Consider the following 18,342-nt stretch of genomic DNA (forward strand, 5'->3'; position numbering starts at 1 on the left):
GCTCGACCGTCGCGTCTCCCCTCAGCGCCCACGTCCGGGCCGGGGGCTTTTTTTATGCGAGGGTCCGGACACCACACCAACCGATAGGCACGCATCATGACCAAGCAGCTCGACGAGCAGATCACCGGGGCCCAGAGCCTGGTGCGCGCGCTCGAGCGTGCCGGGGTGGACACGATCTTCGGCATCCCCGGCGGCGCGATCCTCCCGGCGTACGACCCGCTGTTCGACTCCAGCATCCGCCACGTCCTGGTCCGGCACGAGCAGGGCGCGGGCCACGCCGCGCAGGGCTACGCCATGGTCACCGGGCGCGTCGGCGTCTGCATGGCCACCTCCGGCCCGGGCGCGACGAACCTGGTGACGGCGATCTCGGACGCCTACATGGACTCGGTCCCGATCGTCGCGATCACCGGCCAGGTGGCCAGCGGCTTCATCGGCACGGACGCGTTCCAGGAGGCCGACATCCGCGGCATCACGATGCCGATCACCAAGCACAGCTACCTGGTCACCGACCCGGCCGAGATCCCGCGCGTCATCGCCGAGGCGTTCCACATCGCCGGCACCGGGCGCCCCGGCCCCGTGCTCGTCGACATCTCCAAGGACGCGCTGCAGAGCCCGACCGGCTTCGAGTGGCCGACCGAGCTGGCGCTGCCCGGCTACCGGCCCACGACGAAGCCGCACGGCAAGCAGGTCCGCGAGGCCACCCGCCTGCTGCTCGAGGCCGAGCGTCCCGTGCTCTACGTCGGCGGCGGCGTCATCAAGGCCGAGGCGTCGGCCGAGCTCAAGGTGCTCGCCGAGATGGCGCAGATCCCCGTGGTCACGACGCTGACCGCGCGTGGCGCCTTCCCCGACTCGCACCCGCTGCACATGGGCATGCCCGGCATGCACGGCACGGTGGCCGCCGTCGGCGCGCTGCAGCGGGCCGACCTGATCGTGTCGCTGGGTGCCCGCTTCGACGACCGCGTGACCGGCAACCTGGACTCGTTCGCGCCCGACGCGAAGGTCGTCCACGCCGACATCGACCCGGCCGAGATCTCCAAGAACCGCATCGCGGACGTGCCCATCGTGGGCGACGCCCGCGAGGTCATCGCCGATCTCGTGGTCGCGCTGCAGAAGGCGGCGGAGGAGGACGACGAGCGGGGCGACTACGCCGCGTGGCGGGGCTTCCTGGCCGGGCTCAAGGAGCGCTACCCGCTCTCGTACGACCGTCCGGCCCAGGGCCTGGCGCCGCAGACCGTGATCGAGCGGATCAGCGCGATCGCCGGTCCGCAGGCCACGTACGTGGCGGGCGTCGGCCAGCACCAGATGTGGGCCACGAACTTCGTCGACTTCGAGCGTCCGCGCCAGTGGCTCAACTCCGCCGGCGCCGGCACCATGGGCTACGCCGTCCCGGCCGCCATGGGCGCCAAGGTCGCGCTGCCCGACGACGTCGTGTGGGCGATCGACGGCGACGGCTGCTTCCAGATGACCAACCAGGAGCTCGCGACCTGCGCGATCGAGAACATCCCGATCAAGGTCGCGGTCATCAACAACTCCTCGCTGGGCATGGTGCGCCAGTGGCAGACCCTGTTCTACGAGGGCCGCTACTCCAACACCGACCTGAACACCGGGCCCGAGTCGATCGGCGCGCGCCGCATCCCGGACTTCGTCAAGCTGGCGGACGCCTACGGCTGCGTGGGCCTGCGCTGCGACTCCGAGGCCGACCTGGACGCCACGATCGAGAAGGCGATGGCGATCAACGACCGCCCCGTCGTCATCGACTTCGTGGTCGAGCGCGACGCGATGGTCTGGCCGATGATCGCCGCCGGCACCAGCAACGACGACATCAAGATCGCGCGGGACCTCGCGCCCGAGTGGGAGGACGACGACCTGTGAGCGAGCGCAGCGAACGAACCACGACCGTCATCGGCGGACGTCCGTGCCGTGCGATCTTCACGGAGGGCCGCCGATGAGCAAGCAGCACACGCTGAGCGTGCTGGTCGAGAACACGCCCGGCGCCCTCGCCCGCGTCTCGAGCCTGTTCATGCGCCGCGGGTTCAACATCGACTCGCTGGCCGTCGGCCCGACCGAGATCCCGGAGATCTCGCGCATGACCATCGTGGTCAGCGTCGACGAGATCGCCCTGGAGCAGGTGACCAAGCAGCTCAACAAGCTGGTCCACGTGCTCAAGATCGTCGAGCTCGAGCCGTCGTCCGCGGTCGAGCGCGAGCTCGTCCTGATCAAGGTGAAGGCCGACGCGCAGACCCGCGGGCAGGTGCTGGAGACCGTCCAGCTCTTCCGCGCCAAGGCCGTCGACGTCGCCACCGACTCGATCACCATCGAGGCCACCGGCGACAGCGGCAAGATCGCTGCCATGCTGCGCGTCCTCGAGCCCTTCGGCATCCGCGAGATCGTCCAGTCCGGTCGCGTGGCGATCGGTCGCGGCTCGCGTTCCATCACCGACCGGACCCTGCGCGCCGTCCCCGGCACGCAGGCCGGCTAAGAACCCCCTACACACAAGGAGACACATCTCGTGGCCGAGCTCTACTACGACGACGACGCCGACCTCAGCATCATCCAGGGCAAGAACGTCGCGGTCATTGGCTACGGCAGCCAGGGCCACGCGCACGCGCTCAACCTGCGCGACTCGGGCGTCGACGTCCGCATCGGCCTCAAGGAGGGCTCCAAGAGCCGCGCCAAGGCCGAGGCCGAGGGCCTGTCGGTCCTGACCCCGCGCGAGGCCGCGGAGGAGGCCGACGTCGTCGTCATCCTGGCTCCCGACCAGGTCCAGCGGACGCTGTACGCCGAGGAGATCGCGCCGGCGCTCGCCGAGGGCGACACGCTCGTGTTCGGCCACGGCTTCAACATCCGCTACGGCTACATCGAGGCGCCCGAGGGCGTCGACGTCGTGCTCGTCGCGCCGAAGGCCCCCGGCCACACGGTGCGCCGCGAGTTCGTCGCCGGCCGCGGCATCCCGGACATCATCGCGGTCGAGAAGGACGCCTCGGGCCAGGCCTGGGACTTCGCGCTCTCGTACGCGAAGGCGATCGGCGGCACTCGCGCCGGCGTCATCAAGACGACGTTCACCGAGGAGACCGAGACCGACCTGTTCGGCGAGCAGGCCGTGCTGTGCGGCGGCATGTCGCACCTGGTGCAGGCGGGCTTCGAGACGCTGACCGAGGCCGGCTACCAGCCCGAGATCGCCTACTTCGAGGTGCTGCACGAGCTCAAGCTCATCGTCGACCTCATGTGGGAGGGCGGCATCGCCAAGCAGCGCTGGAGCATCTCCGACACCGCCGAGTACGGCGACTACGTGTCCGGCCCGCGCGTCATCGACGCGTCGGTCAAGGAGCGCATGAAGGAGGTCCTCGGCGACATCCAGAACGGCGCCTTCGCCGAGCGCTTCATCGCCGACCAGGACGCCGGAGCGCCGGAGTTCAAGCAGCTGCGCGAGAAGGAGGCCGGCCACCCGATCGAGGCGACCGGCAAGGAGCTGCGCGCCCACTTCGCGTGGCAGCAGACCGACGCGGACTACACGGAGGGCTCGGCCGAGCGCTGATCCTGCGGACGCGACGAGGGCCCGCCACCGGTGACGGTGGCGGGCCCTCGTGCGTGCGGTCGCTGCTACGGTGACGTCCGACTGGCCGGGGTGCCCCACCGACGGGGCTGAGATCACACCCGCACACCTGATTCGGTTCGTACCGACGGAGGGAGCCCGATGACTGTCACGTCCCCACCCGCCCTGCTCGACCGCCTGCGCGCGCAGGCGCCGCTCGTGCAGTGCCTGACCAACTACGTCTCGATGGACCTGGCGGCGAACCTGCTGAACGCCGCGGGCGCGTCGCCGGCGATGGTCCACGACGAGCGGGAGGCGGCCGAGATGGCCGGGCTCGCGTCCGCCGTCGTGGTCAACATCGGCACGCTCAGCCCGCCGTGGGTGACCGGCATGCACGCCGCGGCGTCGGTCGCCGCCGAGCGCGGCATCCCGTGGGTGCTCGACCCGGTCGCGGTCGGTGCCACCGCCTACCGGCGCGAGACCGCCGCCGCGCTCATGGAGCTGCGGCCGACCGTCGTGCGGGCGAACGCGAGCGAGGTCGTCGCGCTGGCGACGGCGACGGGAGCCGGCCGGGGCGTCGACGCGACGCACGAGTCGACGGCGGTCGTCGACGACGCCAAGGCGCTCGCGGCGTCCGCCGGGTCCGTCGTGGTCGTCAGCGGCGCGACCGACGTGGTGACCGACGGCGAGCGGGTGGTGCTCGTGCGGGGAGGGGACCCGCGGATGCCGATGATCTCGGCGCTGGGCTGCTCGGCCACGGCCCTGGTGGCCGCGTGCTGCGCGGTGGCCGACGACCCGGTCGAGGGCTCGGTCGCGGCCATGGCGATGCTGGCCGTCGCGGGGGAGCGGGCCGGTGCCCTGGCCGCGGGGCCGGGCACGTTGCGGGCGCACCTGCTCGACGAGCTGGCCGCGCTGGACTCCGGCCGGCTGGCCACGGCGGACGTCCGGTGAGCCTCGACGTCTCGCTGTACCTCGTGACCGAGCCGCGCGACGACCTGGACGCGGTGGTGGCCGCGGCGGTCGACGGCGGCGTGACGCTCGTCCAGGTGCGCGACAAGCACGCGTCCACCGAGCGTCTGGTCGCGGACGTGCGGCGGCTGCGCGAGCGCCTGGCCGGACGCGTCCCCGTCGTCGTGAACGACGACGTGGCCGCCGCCCGGCACGGCGACGGTGTCCACGTCGGCACCTCCGACACCACCCCGGCCCAGGCCCGTGCCGCACTCGGCCCGGACGCGATCGTCGGGTGGTCGCTGAACGAACTCGACCAGCTCGACGATGAGGAGCAGCTCGCCGCGTGCAGCTACGTCGCGGTGAGCCCGCTGTGGCCGACCGCGACGAAGCCGGACCACGAGACCCCGTGGGGCCTGGACGGGCTGCGCCGGGTGGTGGACCGGGTGGCGGGTCGGCTCCCGGTCGTCGTGATCGGCGGCATCGGGCCGGCGGAGGCGCACGAGGCCGTCCGCGCCGGGGCCGACGGTGTCGCGGTGGTCAGCGCCCTCACCCGGGCGGACTTCCCGGCGACGGCCGCGCGCGCCCTGGCCGAGGCCGTGGCCCGGGGGAGGGTCGACCGATGAGCGTCCCGGTCGTGCTCAGCATCGCCGGGTCGGACCCGTCCGGCGGTGCCGGGATCCAGGCCGACCTGAAGACGATGACCGTCCACGGCGTCTACGGGGCGGCAGTGCTGACCGCGCTGACGGCGCAGAACACCCACGGCGTCCAGGGCGTGCACCCGTTGCCCGCCGACTTCGTCGAGCAGCAGCTGGTCAGCGTCCTCGACGACCTCGACGTCGCCGCGGTCAAGATCGGCATGCTCGGCGAGCCCGAGGTGGCGGAGCGGGTCGCGCAGGTGCTCGCGGCCGCGCAGGTGCCGCACGTGGTGCTGGACCCGGTCATGGTCGCGACGTCCGGCCACCGGCTCGTGCCCGAGGAGACCGTGGCGGTCGTGCGCGATCGCCTCCTGCCGCTCGCCTCGGTCGTGACGCCCAACGTCCCCGAGACGGAGGTGCTGGGCAGGACGACCGTGCACGGCGTGGACGACCTTGAGCGGGCCGGTCAGCGGCTGCGCGCGCTGGGTGCCCGTGCCGCCCTCGTCAAGGGCGGGCACCTCGACGGCGACGAGAGCGTCGACGTGCTGGTGACCGCCGAGGGGACGACGTGGCACGCCGCACCGCGGGTGCGCACCCGCAACAGCCACGGCACCGGCTGCACCCTGTCGTCCGCGGTGGCCTGCCGGCTGGCGCTGGGCCACGGGCTCGACGACGCGGTGCGGCTGGCCAAGGCCTATCTCGGCCGGGCGCTGGCGTCCGGGGCCGAGCAGCACGTCGGGTCCGGCAACGGCCCCGTCGACCACCTGGTGACGCCGTGAGCACCGCGCAGCGGGCCTGGGAGTCGGTGGCGGAGCGGCACGCCGCGATCCTGGCCCACCCGTTCGTGACCGGGCTGCGCGACGCGACGCTGCCCGCGGAGGCGTTCGTCCGGTACCTGGTCGACGACGCCCACTACCTCGAGCGGTACGCCCGGGTGCTGGCGACGCTGGCGGCGCGGGCGCCGGACAGCGAGGGCGTCGCGCTGCTGGCGCGGTCGGCCGCCGGGGCGGTCGAGGCCGAGCGGGCGCTGCACACCGGCGAGCTGGCCGAGCGGGGCGTCGTGCTCGCGGGCACCGAGCCGTCGCTCACCTGCCGCGCCTACACCGGGTTCCTGGCCGAGGCCGCGGCCAGCGCGCCCTTCGCGGTCGGGCTGGCCGCCGTCCTGCCGTGCTTCCGGGTGTACGCGGAGGTCGGCCGGGCGGTCCACGCGGGCCGCGCAGCCGGGTCGCACCCCTACGCGGCGTGGATCGACACCTACGTCGACCCGGCCTTCGACGCCGCGGTGACCGACGTCGAGGCGTACCTCGACGCGGTCGCCCCCCAACCCGACCGGGCCGTGCTGGACGCGTACGCCACGGCGACCCGGTTCGAGTGGCTGTTCTGGGACGAGGCGTGGCGCGGAGGGCCCGCGGCCCGGGCCGCGGGCTAGAGGACCAGCCAGAGGCCGTAGGCGGTCGGGACGAGCGAGAGCGCGATCCAGACCGGCGACCACAGCCGGGCCCCGAGGATGAAGCGGCAGCCCGCGTACTGGATGAGCGCGACCACGCCGGACATCACCACCAGGCCGATCGCGTCGCCGTGCCGGCCTTGGCCGTCGACGATGTGGCCCACCACGATGAGCCCGATGACGCCGTGGATGGTGATGACGAAGAAGCCGATCGCGGCGACCCGGCGGCGGACCCGGTCCAGCGCCCTCATCTCGCGGTCGACGTCACGCGGCTGCGCGGTCGTGGGCTGGCGCTCGGTCATGCCTGGACCTCCGTGCAAGAAGAAGAACGGTACGTCGGCCCCGGCATGACGGTCTCGATGGTCGCTCGCGGGCGCTCGCTCATGCCTGGACCTCCGTGGGACGGGCGCGACCGGACAGGTCGCGCAGGATGCGATTGACCTCGGCGAGGTCGGCGACGTCCAGGCCGAACGTCTCGAGCATGCGCGGCGGCACCTCGAGCGCCCGCTCGCGCAGCGCGCGTCCGGCGTCGGTGAGGTGGACGAGCACCAGCCGCTCGTCGTGGGTGGCTCGGCGGCGCTCGACGTGACCGTCGCGCTCGAGCCGCTTGAGCAGCGGCGTGAGCGTGGCGGGCTCGAGGCTGAGCCGGGCGGCGAGCTGGCCGACGCTGACGCCGTCGTCCTCCCACAGCGCGAGCATCACCAGGTACTGCGGGTGGGTGAGGCCGAGCGGGGCGAGCACCGGCCGGTAGGACGCCACCACCTCGCGCGCGGCGACGGTGATGGCGAAGCACACCTGCTCGTCCAGCGACAGGGGATCGTTCGTGGTCACGTCGTTAGTGTACTAAGCACCGTGCGGCGTCAGGCGATCAGGTCGATCGGCGCCCGGCCGGCCGCCGCCGGGCGACCAGCCCGCGACGTCACCTCGTCCCACGCGTCGCGCAGCCGGCGCACCGCTTCGGTGATGACGGCCTCGCCCTGCGTGTAGGGCAGGCGCAGGCGGGTCTCGCCGCCCGCATGGGCGTGGAAGCGCGGTCCCGGGGTCAGCAGCAGCCCGTGCCGCTCGGCCGCCGCGACGAGCGGGGTGGAGACGCGCTCCGGCAGCTCGGCCCACACGTTCAGCCCGCCCGCGGGCGGTTCGGCGGCCAGCATCGGCAGCTGCACCGCGAGCTCGGCGAGCAGGTGGTCGCGGGCCGTCCGGGCGGTCTCGCGGCGGTGGTCGGCGTCGGCGCCGTCGCCCTGCAGCAGGTGGGCGAGCACCAGCTGCTCGAACGCCGACGACCCGAGGTCGAGGGTCATCCTCCGCTGCAGCACCGGGGTGACCAGGTGCCGTGGCAGCCGGGCCCAGCCGATGCGCAGGCCGCCCCAGAACTCCTTGGACGCCGAGCCGACGAGCACGGCGCGCGGGTCGTAGGTCGCGTACGACGGTGGCAGCTCGACCCGGTCCAGGTTCACCTCGCGCAGCGACTCGTCGACGACCGGCAGCACGCCGTGGCGGCGCAGCAGCCGCGCCCACGCCGCGCGGGTCGACTCGTCCATCACCGCGGCGGTCGGGTTGTGGAAGTCGGGGATGAAGTAGGCCGTCGCGTGCCGCCCGCTGCCGAGCAGGGCCGCGAGCGCCTGCACGTCCCACGGATGCTCGGTGACCGGCAGCGGGGCGAGGCGCCCGCCGCTGGCGACGATCGCGTCGTACGCGTGCGGGTACGAGAGCCCCTCGACGACGACGCGGTCGCCGGCCGAGACGAACGTCCGGAACGCGAGCGACAGCGCGCCCATGGCGCCGTTGGTGACGACGACCTGCTCGGGATCGGTGGGCAGTCCCTGCCGCCGGTAGCGCTCGGCGAGCGCCTCGCGCAGCACCGGCAGCCCGTCAGGCAGGTAGCCCGTGGTCGCCAGCAGCGCGGGCAGCTGCTCCTGGGCGGCGGCGAACGCACGCGCCAGCCCCGGTGGCCCCGCGGGTGCGGAGTAGGTGAGGGCGATCGTGCCGGGAGCGGACGGTGCGGTGATCAGCGAGCTGACGTGCGACTCGCTCGGCGGCACCTGGACGACGCTGCCCGAGCCGCGACGCGACCGCAGCACCCCGCGCTCGCGCAGCTCGGCGTAGACCCGCGCGGTCGTCGTCCGGCTGACGCCGAGCGCGACGGCGAGGTCGCGCTCGCTGGGCAGCCGGGCGCCGTCGGCCACGCGGCCGTCCACCACGAGTAGCCGGACGCGCTCGGCCAGGTCGGCGTAGGCGGGGGAGCGCAGCGGCTCCGAGCCGAGGAGCGCGGCGAGCCGGGAGGCGGGCACGAAGGACGTCATGGGTCCAGTCTGTCGGAATTGGCCATCGAGTCGAGGGCCAATTCGCGACATGGTGGCCTGCATGTTGCTCCTCCTGCTCCTCCTGCTCCTCGTGACCGTGGTCGCGGCCGTGCTGGCCGTGACCGTCCGGGCCGTGGCCGGCGACGGCTACGGGCACCGCGCCGCGCCGGCGCGGCTCCAGGACGAGAGGATCGTCCGGTGACCCTCCGTCTGCTCCGCCTCGTCGTCGGCCTGTGGCTCTATGGCGCCACCATGGCGCTGCTCGTCGAGGCCGGTCTCGGGCTCGACCCGTGGGACGTCCTGCACGAGGGCCTCGCCCACCGGCTGCCGCTCACCTTCGGCCAGGTCGTCATCGCCGTCGGTGTCGTCGTCATGCTCGCCTGGATCCCGCTGCGTCAGCGTGCGGGTCTCGGCACGATCCTCAACATCGCCCTCATCGGCATCGCCGCCGACGTGACCCTGGCGTGGCTGCCGACGCCGGACGTCCTCGCGGTGCAGGTGGCGATGCTGCTCGGCGGCGTCGTCGGCAACGCGCTCGCCGGGGCGCTCTACGTGGGGGCGAACCTCGGCACCGGCCCGCGGGACGGGCTGTGGGTGGGCATCTCGCGCCGCACCGGGCTCAGCGTGCGCCTGGTGCGCACGGGCCTGGAGGTGACGGTGCTGGTGATCGGGTTCGCGCTGGGCGGGACGGTCGGCGTCGGGACGGTCGTCTACGCGCTGGCCATCGGCCCGCTGGTGCAGCTGTTCCTGGGCCTGACGACGCGCTCAGCGCCGAGTGGCGATGAGCAGCGAGGCGTCGGGGTCGATGAGCATCTCGACGGCGGCGAAGCGCTCGTCGGTCAGCCACCGCTCGCGCACGGTGTCGACGCGTCCCTCGATGATCGGCGGCCAGAAGGCTGAGGGCACGAAGTCGTCCAGCACGACGATGCCGCCGGGCTCCATGAGGTCGGCGACCAGGTCGAGGTCGTTCATGACCTCGCGGATGTCGACGAACAGCAGCGCGAACGGCGCGTACTTCTCCAGCACCGACCAGTCGCCGGAGACGACCTCGACGTTGTCGGTCGCGGAGAAGATGTCCTGGACGTCCTCGGCCAGGGCCGGGTCGAGCTCCGCGGTCACCACGCGGGCGCCGGTGGCGGCACCGCTGGACAGCCAGGCCGAGCCCACGCCGCAGCCCGTGCCCAGCTCGGCGAGCGTGCCGGACTTCGCGGCCGCGAGCGTGGCCAGCAGGCGTCCGGTCTCGTGCCGCGTCGACGTGATGAAGCCGCGCTGGCGGGACAGGTCGAGGGTCGCGGACACCAGGTCGGGCAGCTCGGTCGGGGCACTCACCGGGCCAGTCTCACACGTCGGCCCGGGCGCGGGTCGGGGGGAGCGTGGAGTGAGACACGTCACGAGATGCTGCGCCCCGGCCCGTCCGCCGGGCTATGCTCGGCGCCATGCGGAAGCAGCGAGTAGTCGCCTGCCGCGGCAGGGCCTCCTAAAGGGCCACACCCTGCCGCGGTGCTCGTCGTTGGCTCGACCGCTCCGCCGCAGGCTCCGCCGCACCGCAACCCGGTCCGGCCGAACACCTCCTCGGTTTCACCAGAACCCCGGCACCCCGGCCCTGAGCGGTCGTCATCACGACGAGACCGCCGTCCCTGATCTGCCACTACCGAGGAGAACCACCATGAACCGTCCCGATCTCGAGTGGGGCCCCGCCCACCTGCGTGACGAGCGCGACGAGCTGCTCGCCGAGCGTCCCGACGACAACTGAGCCGACCATTCCGTGAGACGCCGGTTTCACATCCTGAGACCGGACGTCCTAGGATGACGCCATGACCCGCACCTACTCCCTGGCCGTCGTGCCCGGCGACGGCATCGGCCCCGAGGTCACCGCGCAGGCGCTGCGCGTCCTCGACGTGATCGCCCCGGCCCACGGACTCGCCTTCGACCGCACCGAGTACGACCTCGGCGCCCGCCGCTACCACGCCACCGGCGAGGTGCTGCCGGACTCGGTGCTGAACGAGGTCCGCGGCCACGACGCGATCCTGCTCGGCGCCGTCGGCGACCCGAGCGTGCCGTCGGGCGTCCTGGAGCGCGGCCTGCTGCTCAAGCTGCGCTTCGAGCTCGACCACTACGTCAACCTGCGCCCGAGCAAGCTGTACCCGGGCGTCGCCACCCCGCTGGCCGACCCGGGCGAGATCGACTTCGTCGTCGTCCGCGAGGGCACCGAGGGCCCGTACGTCGGCAACGGCGGCGCGATCCGCGTCGGCACGCCGGCCGAGGTGGCCACCGAGGTCAGCCTCAACACGGCGTTCGGCGTCGAGCGCGTGGTGCGCGACGCGTTCGCCCGCGCCCAGGCGCGTCCGCGGCGCACGCTGACGCTCGTGCACAAGAACAACGTGCTCGTGCACGCCGGCCACCTGTGGAGCCGCACCGTCGCGGCCGTGGGCGAGGAGTTCCCCGACGTCACCGTCGACTACCTGCACGTGGACGCCGCGACGATCTTCCTGGCCACCGACCCGGCGCGCTTCGACGTGATCGTCACCGACAACCTGTTCGGCGACATCCTCACCGACCTGGCCGCCGCCATCACCGGTGGCATCGGCCTGGCCGCGAGCGGCAACGTCAACCCCGACCGCACCGCGCCCAGCATGTTCGAGCCCGTGCACGGCTCGGCGCCCGACATCGCCGGCCAGTCGAAGGCCGACCCGACCGCGGCGATCCTGTCCGGCGCGCTGCTGCTGGACCACCTCGGCCACCCCGAGGCGGCCGCCGAGATCGAGCGCGCCGTCGAGGCCGACGTCGTCGCCCGCACGGACGCTGCCGGACCGCGCAGCACCGAGGAGGTGGGGGAGGCCATCGCGGCGCGCGTGGCCGAGGGCGTACCGGCGTCCTGACGCCGCCCCTCCATCCCCCGAACCCAAGGACGCACTACCGTGAACGCCATGTCCACCACCGGTCTTCCGGTCCGTTTCGAGCCCAACCCGCTCGCCCGGACCGAGCACGAACGCAGCACGATCCTCGCCGAGCCCGGCTTCGGCAAGCACTTCACCGACCACATGTTCCTGGCCGACTGGACGCCCGAGGAGGGCTGGCACGACGCCCGCGTCGTGCCGTACGGCCCGCTGCTCCTCGACCCCGCCTCGGCCGTCCTGCACTACGCGCAGGAGATCTTCGAGGGGCTCAAGGCGTACGCCCACGAGGACGGCTCGGTCTGGACGTTCCGGCCCGAGGAGAACGCCAAGCGCTTCCAGCGCTCGGCCGACCGGCTCGCGCTGCCCGAGCTGCCGGTCGAGTGGTTCGTCGGCTCGATCAAGGCGCTGGTCGAGGCCGACCGTGCCTGGGTGCCCACCGGTGGCGAGACCAGCCTGTACCTGCGCCCGTTCATGTTCGCCTCCGAGGCGTTCCTCGGCGTCCGGCCGTCGCTCAAGGTGACCTACTCGGTCATCGCGTCGCCGGCCGGCCCGTACTTCAGCGGCGGCGTGCACCCGGTCTCGATCTGGCTCTCGGAGAACTACACCCGCGCCGCGGTCGGCGGCACCGGCGCGGCCAAGTGCGGCGGCAACTACGCCGCCAGCCTCAAGCCGCAGATGGAGGGCGCGGCGCACGGCTGCGAGCAGGTGGTCTTCCTCGACCCGGTCGAGCGCACGTACGTCGAGGAGCTCGGCGGCATGAACGTGTACTTCGTCCAGGCCGACGGGTCGATCGTCACCCCCGAGACGAGCGGCACGATCCTGGAGGGCATCACCCGCGAGTCGCTCATGCAGCTCGCGCGCGACCGCGGCCACGAGGTCGTGGAGCGTCCCGTGAGCATCGACGAGTGGCGCCAGGGCGTGGCCGACGGCTCGATCACCGAGGTCTTCGCCTGCGGCACGGCGGCGGTCATCACGCCCATCGGCCGGCTCAAGTGGGACGGCGACGAGGTCGTGACCGGCGACGGCACGACCGGCAAGGTCACCTCCGACCTGCGCGCCGCGCTCGTCGACCTCCAGTACGGCCGGGCGACCGACACGCATGGTTGGATGCAGAGGATCGACGTCTAGCCTCCGGGCTGATCCTCGGGGGAGGCGTCGTCGCGACAACGACGTCGACCCCGGAGGTGACCCCTCCGGCTGAAGGGAGATCCCGCGATGGACTCGGCCGTCCGCCTCGAGCACGACCTGATCGGTGACCGGGAGGTCCCCGCCGGCGCGTACTGGGGGGTGCACACGCTCCGGGCGCTGGAGAACTTCCCGATCACCGGCATCCCGATCGGCATCAGCCCGTACCTGGTCGAGGCGCTCGCGGCGGTGAAGCAGGCGGCCGCGGAGACCAACCACGACCTGGGCCTGCTCGACGACCAGCGGCACGCCGCGATCGTCCAGGCGTGCGAGGAGATCCGCGCCGGGGAGCTGCGCGACGAGTTCGTCGTCGACGTCATCCAGGGCGGCGCGGGCACGTCCTCGAACATGAACGCCAACGAGGTCATCGCCAACCGGGCGCTGGAGATCCTCGGCCACCCGCGCGGGGCGTACGAGCACGTGCACCCCAACGAGCACGTCAACCTCAGTCAGTCGACCAACGACGTCTACCCGACGGCGGTCAAGATCGCCGTCATCATGGCGGCGCGGTCGCTGCTCGAGGCCATGGAGATCCTCCAGGACAGCTTCGCGCGCAAGGCCGACGAGTTCCACGACGTGCTCAAGATGGGCCGCACCCAGCTGCAGGACGCCGTCCCGATGACCCTCGGGCAGGAGTTCGGCGCCTTCGCGGTGATGATCGGCGAGGACCGCAGCCGCCTGCAGGAGGCGGTGATGATGCTGCACGAGATCAACCTCGGCGCCACGGCCATCGGCACGCAGCTCAACGCCCCGACCGGCTACGTGCCCACGGCGTGCGCGCACCTGGCCCGCATCACCGGCCTGCCGCTGGTCAGTGCCGTCGACCTCATCGAGGCCACGCAGGACTGCGGCGCGTTCGTGCACGTCAGCGGCGTGCTCAAGCGGGTCGCGGTCAAGCTCAGCAAGATCTGCAACGACCTGCGGCTTCTGTCGTCCGGCCCGCGCGCCGGGCTCAACGAGATCAACCTGCCCGCCGTCCAGGCGGGGTCGAGCATCATGCCGGGCAAGGTCAACCCGGTCATCCCCGAGGTCGTCAACCAGGTCGCGTTCCAGATCGTCGGGCACGACGTGACGGTCTCGATGGCCGCCGAGGCCGGGCAGCTGCAGCTGAACGCCTTCGAGCCGATCATCTGCTACTCGCTGTCGTCGGGCCTGTCGCGGCTGCGCGAGGCCGTGCTGGTGCTGGCCGAGCGCTGCGTCGACGGGATCACCGCCAACGCCGAGCTGCTCGCCCGCGAGGTGGCCGACTCGATCGGCCTGGTCACCGCGCTCAACCCCTACATCGGCTACGCGGCCGCGACCGAGGTCGCCAAGGAGGCGCTGCTCACCGGCCGCGGCGTCGCCGAGCTCGTGCTCGAGATGGGCCTCATGGACGCCGATCGCCTCGCCGAGGTGCTGCGTCCGGAGGTGCTGGCCAACCTGGCCCCGCGCGAGAGCGCGCGCAAGGGCTGAGCGGCTAGCCGAACAGCGCCGTCGCGGGGTCGTCCGCGAGCTCGACCACGAGCTCGTGGGCGTCCTCGGCGTAGTCGATCAGCAGCGCGACGCGTCGCTCGGACGTCGTGCTCGCGGCGTCGGGCTCGGCGTAGCCCTCGGCGATGTCGCGCAGGGTGACCGCCGCCGGGCCGACCGGGTCGTGCGCCGGCCACTCGGTGAGCAGCCGGCTGACCAGCCCCACCACCACGGCGTCGAACATCGGCCGGCGGGCGTCGTCGACCCCGACCAGGCGCAGCTCGGGCAGGCCGAAGGCCTCCAGCCCGTGCGTGGCCACGTCGTCCGGACGCGTGGGGTCGACGTCGAAGGCGAACCACTGGGTGACGGCGCCCGGCCGCGCCTGCGCCTGGACGACGCGCGGCACCTGCAGGTCGAGCACGAGGCCGTCGTGCGCCTCGGCCAGCGCCAGCGCCTCGGCCCGCAGGCGTCCGGTCTCGCGCCGGGCGTCGGTCGGGGAGTACGTGCCGCTGACCAGCATCCGCGCCGGCCGCGCCCGCAGCTGCTCGACGAGCGCCTCGGACGTGCCGCGCAGCCGCAGCAGCCCCTCGTCGGGCAGCGGCAGGTCGTCGACGCGGTCGAGCGGCCGCTCGGTCAGGACCACGTAGGCCGCGCGGACCCGTTCGGGGACGGGGACCGTCACGCGGTGGGGTCCTGGCCGACGCGCACGAGCTGCTTGCCCAGGTTGCGCCCGCGCAGCATGCCGGCGAACGCCTCGGGCGCGCTGGCCAGACCCTCGGCGACGTCCTCGCGGTAGCGGACGCTGCCGTCGCCGATCCACTGCGTCATGTCGCGGCGGAACGCCTCGGTGTGGGTCTTGACGAACTCGTCCTGGATGAATCCGCGCAGGGTCAGGCTGCGGGTCAGGACCGCATTCATGAGCGCCGGCGCACGGTCCGGGCCGTCGGGGCGCTCGGTCAGGTTGTACTGCGACACCAGGCCGCACACGGGCACGCGGGCGTAGGTGTTGAGCCGGCGCAGCACGGCGTCCCACACCGGGCCGCCGACGTTCTCGAAGTAGACGTCGATGCCGTCGGGCGTGGCGGCGGCGAGCTGGTCGCGGAAGTCGTCGGCGCGGTGGTCGATCGCCGCGTCGAAGCCGAGCTCGAGCAGGTGCTCGACCTTGCGCTGGCCGCCGGCGATGCCCACGGCGCGGGCGCCCTTGACCTTCGCGACCTGGCCGACGGCCGAGCCGACCGGTCCGGCGGCCGCGGCCACGACGACCGTCTCGCCCGGCTGCGGACGGCCGATCTCGAGCAGGCCGGCGTAGGCGGTGAAGCCAGGCATGCCGAGCACGCCAAGGGCGGTCGAGACCGGCGCGGTGGCCGGGTCGAGCCGGCGCGTGTGGCGCGCCGGCACCACGCCGTACTCGCTCCAGCCGGTGTAGGCCAGGACGACGTCGCCGACCTGGCGCGAGTCGTCGCTCGAGGCGACGACCTCGCACACCGTGCCGCCGACGACGACGTCGCCGACCTGCATCGGCGCGGCGTAGGACTTGGCGTCGCTCATGCGTCCGCGCACGTACGGGTCGAGCGAGAGGTAGATGGTGCGCAGCAGCACCTCGCCCTCGGCGGGCTCGGGCAGCGGGAGCGTCTGGGTCTCGAAGTCGTCGGCCACGGGCTCGCCGTGCGGGCGCCGGGCCAGGACGATGCGGTCGAAGGACGTGGGCAGGGTGGTGGCATCCATGGTGCCGCCGAGTCTAGACTCGGAGCCATGCAGCAGATCACGCTCATTATCGACGGGCGCGCCGGAGTCTGACCTCGACTCCAGCGCGCAGCCTCCCGCACCTCCGGGGGGCTTTTTTGTTGCACCGACCCGCGTACCCGGACGCGGGCAGACCCCCGAACGAGGACGACCAGTGACCAGCGACGACTTCCACGTCTACGACACGACGATGCGCGACGGCGCGCAGCAGGAGGGGCTCAACCTCTCGGTGCAGGACAAGCTGCACATCGCGCGCCACCTCGACGAGCTCGGCGTGGGCTTCATCGAGGGCGGCTGGCCCGGCTCGAACCCCAAGGACACCGAGTTCTTCGCCCTCGCGGCCAAGGAGCTCGACCTCAAGAACGCGACCCTCGCCGCGTTCGGTGCGACCCGGCGGGCGGGGGCCGTCGCGGCCGACGACGTGCTGGTCGGCGCGCTGCGCGACTCCGGCGCGCCCGTCGTGACGCTCGTGGCCAAGAGCCACGACCGGCACGTCACCGACGCGCTGCGCACCACGCTCGAGGAGAACCTTGCGATGATCCGCGACACCGTCGCGCATCTGCGCGGCGAGGGGCAGCGGGTCTTCGTCGACTGCGAGCACTTCTTCGACGGCTACCGGGCCAACCGCGACTACGCGCTGGAGGTCGTCCGCACCATCGGCGAGTCCGGCGCCGACGTCGCCGTCCTGTGCGACACCAACGGCGGCATGCTGCCGCACTGGGTGGGCGAGGTCGTCACCGACGTGCTGGACGCGACCGGCGTCCGGCTGGGCATCCACGCGCACAACGACACGGGCTGCGCCGTCGCCAACAGCATCGCCGCGGTGCAGGCCGGCGCCACCCACCTGCAGGGCTGCGTCAACGGGTACGGCGAGCGCACCGGCAACGCCGACCTGGTCGCGTCCGTCGCGAACCTCGAGCTCAAGCTCGGCATGGACGTCGTCCCGGCCGGGTCGCTGGCCGAGGCGACGCGCATCGCGCACGCGATCAGCGAGGTCACCAACTACCCGCCGGCCGCCCGCCAGCCGTACACCGGCGTCTCGGCGTTCGCGCACAAGGCGGGCCTGCACGCCAGCGCCATCCGGGTCGACCCCGACCTGTACCAGCACATCGACCCCGCGCTCGTCGGCAACGACATGCGGCTGCTCGTCTCGGAGATGGCCGGCCGCGCCACGATCGAGCTCAAGGGCAAGGAGCTGGGCTACGACCTGGCCGGTGACACCGAGCGGCTGACCCGGGTGACCGAGCGGGTCAAGACGCTCGAGCAGTCCGGCTACACGTTCGAGGCCGCCGACGCGTCCTTCGAGCTGCTGCTCGCGGAGGAGATGGAGGGCGTGCGCCCGTCCTACTTCGAGGTCGAGTCGTGGCGCGTCCTCACCGACAGCGCGGGCGCGGAGGCCACCGTCAAGCTCGTCGCCGGTGGCCAGCGCGTCGTGGTGGTGGGGGAGGGCAACGGCCCGGTCAACGCCCTCGACCACGCGATGCGCCAGATCATCGAGCAGGTGTACCCGCAGGTCGGGCGCTTCCACCTGATCGACTACCGGGTGCGCATCCTGGACTCCAGCCACGGCACGGACGCCGTCACGCGCGTGCTCATCGAGACCACCGACGGGCAGGACTCGTGGGTGACCGTCGGTGTCGGCGCGAACATGGTCGAGGCGTCCTGGCAGGCGCTCGTGGACGCGGTGACGTACGGCCTGCGCAAGCACGTCGCCTAGGCGACGGCGATCCCGCGTCCCTCTACGAGGCGGGGCGGTCCATGGGGACGTGGGGGATGCCGCCGTCGTCGTACTCGTCGCCGCTGACCGCGAAGCCGAAGCCGCCGTACCAGTGCTCGAGGTACTTCTGCGCGCCCAGGTGCAGCGGCCGGTCGCCCCAGCCGGCCAGCACCTCGCGCAGCAGCGTCCCGGACAGGCCCCGCCCCCGGACGTCCTTGCGCGTGCAGACGCGGCCGACCGCGACCGGGTCGACGTGCTCCAGCACGCGCAGGTAGCTGGTGAGCCCGGCGTCGTCGGACAGCCACAGGTGCGTCGTGGTGGGCAGCAGGTCGAACCCGTCGACGTCCACGTCGTCGACGTGCTGCTCGAAGGCGAACACCGCGTCGCGGAGACGCCACACCTCGTACACCTGGGCCGCGGACAGCCGGTCGCCGCGGACGATCTCGATGGCCATGGGGCAGACGCTATCCGGCGGGTGCCGTGGTG

At 72.8% G+C, this 18,342-nt stretch carries 19 protein-coding genes, 1 pseudogene and 1 riboswitch; of the genes and pseudogenes, 13 read left to right on the plus strand and 7 right to left on the minus strand.

Annotated features, from left to right (window positions below; translation table 11 throughout):
* Positions 1-96 precede the first annotated feature (96 nt).
* The 7 genes from HGAM_RS09725 (at position 97) to HGAM_RS09755 (ending at position 6,547) form a co-directional block, all read left to right on the plus strand.
* A complete protein-coding gene (locus HGAM_RS09725) occupies positions 97-1,872 on the plus strand; it encodes an acetolactate synthase large subunit (protein WP_019145298.1) in 1,776 nt (591 codons plus the stop codon).
* 73 nt (positions 1,873-1,945) lie between these two features.
* Positions 1,946-2,479 (plus strand): acetolactate synthase small subunit, encoded by a 534-nt coding sequence (gene ilvN / locus HGAM_RS09730; RefSeq protein ID WP_019145299.1) that lies wholly within the window; start codon positions 1,946-1,948, stop codon positions 2,477-2,479.
* A 30-nt stretch (positions 2,480-2,509) separates the two neighbouring features.
* Positions 2,510-3,535: a ketol-acid reductoisomerase gene (gene ilvC / locus HGAM_RS09735; RefSeq protein ID WP_019145300.1), complete on the plus strand. Its 1,026-nt coding sequence runs from the start codon at positions 2,510-2,512 to the stop codon at positions 3,533-3,535.
* Between the two features lie 76 nt (positions 3,536-3,611).
* Positions 3,612-3,706, plus strand: a riboswitch (TPP riboswitch).
* Positions 3,695-4,483, plus strand: coding sequence for a hydroxyethylthiazole kinase (gene thiM, locus HGAM_RS09740; RefSeq protein ID WP_019145301.1), 789 nt, complete (start codon positions 3,695-3,697; stop codon positions 4,481-4,483). It overlaps the preceding riboswitch by 12 nt.
* Positions 4,480-5,106: a thiamine phosphate synthase gene (gene thiE / locus HGAM_RS09745; protein WP_019145302.1), complete on the plus strand. Its 627-nt coding sequence runs from the start codon at positions 4,480-4,482 to the stop codon at positions 5,104-5,106. The genes thiM and thiE overlap by 4 nt, the downstream gene beginning before the upstream one ends.
* Positions 5,103-5,897, plus strand: coding sequence for a bifunctional hydroxymethylpyrimidine kinase/phosphomethylpyrimidine kinase (gene thiD / locus HGAM_RS09750; RefSeq protein WP_019145303.1), 795 nt, complete (start codon positions 5,103-5,105; stop codon positions 5,895-5,897). Before thiE ends, thiD begins: the two co-directional genes overlap by 4 nt.
* Complete coding sequence (locus tag HGAM_RS09755) at positions 5,894-6,547, plus strand: TenA family protein (protein WP_019145304.1); 654 nt, start codon at positions 5,894-5,896, stop codon at positions 6,545-6,547. The genes thiD and HGAM_RS09755 overlap by 4 nt, the downstream gene beginning before the upstream one ends.
* Here the strand turns inward: HGAM_RS09755 and HGAM_RS09760 are convergent.
* The 3 genes from HGAM_RS09760 to yczR all read right to left on the minus strand — a co-directional run bounded on the left by HGAM_RS09760 (position 6,544) and on the right by yczR (position 8,865).
* Entirely contained in the window at positions 6,544-6,867 is a 324-nt protein-coding gene (locus tag HGAM_RS09760; RefSeq protein WP_019145305.1) for a hypothetical protein, read from the minus strand. The two genes, HGAM_RS09755 and HGAM_RS09760, sit on opposite strands and share 4 nt — an antisense overlap.
* Positions 6,868-6,946: 79 nt before the next feature.
* Positions 6,947-7,396, minus strand: coding sequence for a MarR family winged helix-turn-helix transcriptional regulator (locus tag HGAM_RS09765; RefSeq protein WP_019145306.1), 450 nt, complete (start codon positions 7,394-7,396; stop codon positions 6,947-6,949).
* A 29-nt stretch (positions 7,397-7,425) separates the two neighbouring features.
* On the minus strand, positions 7,426-8,865 hold the full coding sequence (yczR, locus tag HGAM_RS09770; RefSeq protein WP_019145307.1) for a MocR-like transcription factor YczR: 1,440 nt from the start codon (positions 8,863-8,865) through the stop codon (positions 7,426-7,428).
* A 61-nt stretch (positions 8,866-8,926) separates the two neighbouring features.
* On the opposite strand from yczR, the gene HGAM_RS20365 reads away from it, so the two are divergent.
* Positions 8,927-9,067 carry a hypothetical protein gene (locus HGAM_RS20365; protein WP_154653258.1) on the plus strand — a complete coding sequence of 47 codons (141 nt, stop codon included), beginning with the start codon at positions 8,927-8,929 and terminating at the stop codon, positions 9,065-9,067.
* Positions 9,064-9,603: pseudogene (gene yczE, locus HGAM_RS21115) on the plus strand (membrane protein YczE); the annotation flags it as partial. The gene HGAM_RS20365 and the pseudogene yczE, both read left to right, overlap by 4 nt.
* A 27-nt stretch (positions 9,604-9,630) precedes the next feature.
* Here the strand turns inward: yczE and HGAM_RS09785 are convergent.
* Positions 9,631-10,194, minus strand: coding sequence for an O-methyltransferase (locus HGAM_RS09785; protein WP_019145309.1), 564 nt, complete (start codon positions 10,192-10,194; stop codon positions 9,631-9,633).
* A gap of 485 nt (positions 10,195-10,679) precedes the next feature.
* Between HGAM_RS09785 and HGAM_RS09795 the strand changes: the two genes are divergently transcribed.
* The 3 genes from HGAM_RS09795 (at position 10,680) to HGAM_RS09805 (ending at position 14,399) form a co-directional block, all read left to right on the plus strand.
* Entirely contained in the window at positions 10,680-11,744 is a 1,065-nt protein-coding gene (locus HGAM_RS09795; protein WP_019145310.1) for a 3-isopropylmalate dehydrogenase, read from the plus strand.
* Positions 11,745-11,792: 48 nt separating this feature from the next.
* Positions 11,793-12,890 (plus strand): branched-chain amino acid aminotransferase, encoded by a 1,098-nt coding sequence (locus HGAM_RS09800; RefSeq protein WP_019145311.1) that lies wholly within the window; start codon positions 11,793-11,795, stop codon positions 12,888-12,890.
* Positions 12,891-12,977: 87 nt separating this feature from the next.
* Positions 12,978-14,399: an aspartate ammonia-lyase gene (locus HGAM_RS09805; RefSeq protein WP_019145312.1), complete on the plus strand. Its 1,422-nt coding sequence runs from the start codon at positions 12,978-12,980 to the stop codon at positions 14,397-14,399.
* Positions 14,400-14,403: 4 nt separating this feature from the next.
* On the opposite strand, the gene HGAM_RS09810 is transcribed toward HGAM_RS09805, so the two are convergent.
* Positions 14,404-15,078, minus strand: a complete 675-nt coding sequence (locus HGAM_RS09810) for a hypothetical protein (RefSeq protein WP_019145313.1) — start codon at positions 15,076-15,078, stop codon at positions 14,404-14,406.
* A complete protein-coding gene (locus HGAM_RS09815) occupies positions 15,075-16,121 on the minus strand; it encodes an NADP-dependent oxidoreductase (RefSeq protein ID WP_019145314.1) in 1,047 nt (348 codons plus the stop codon). Before HGAM_RS09815 ends, HGAM_RS09810 begins: the two co-directional genes overlap by 4 nt.
* Before the next feature lie 172 nt (positions 16,122-16,293).
* Between HGAM_RS09815 and cimA the strand changes: the two genes are divergently transcribed.
* The gene (cimA, locus tag HGAM_RS09820; RefSeq protein ID WP_019145315.1) at positions 16,294-17,856 is read left to right on the plus strand and encodes a citramalate synthase; all 1,563 of its coding nucleotides are present in this window, start codon (positions 16,294-16,296) and stop codon (positions 17,854-17,856) included.
* A gap of 22 nt (positions 17,857-17,878) precedes the next feature.
* Here cimA and HGAM_RS09825 read toward each other — a convergent pair whose 3' ends face one another.
* Positions 17,879-18,310, minus strand: a complete 432-nt coding sequence (locus HGAM_RS09825) for a GNAT family N-acetyltransferase (RefSeq protein WP_019145316.1) — start codon at positions 18,308-18,310, stop codon at positions 17,879-17,881.
* Positions 18,311-18,342 lie beyond the last annotated feature (32 nt).

This window comes from Aeromicrobium massiliense JC14 (assembly GCF_000312105.1).
GTDB lineage: Bacteria > Actinomycetota > Actinomycetes > Propionibacteriales > Nocardioidaceae > Aeromicrobium > Aeromicrobium massiliense.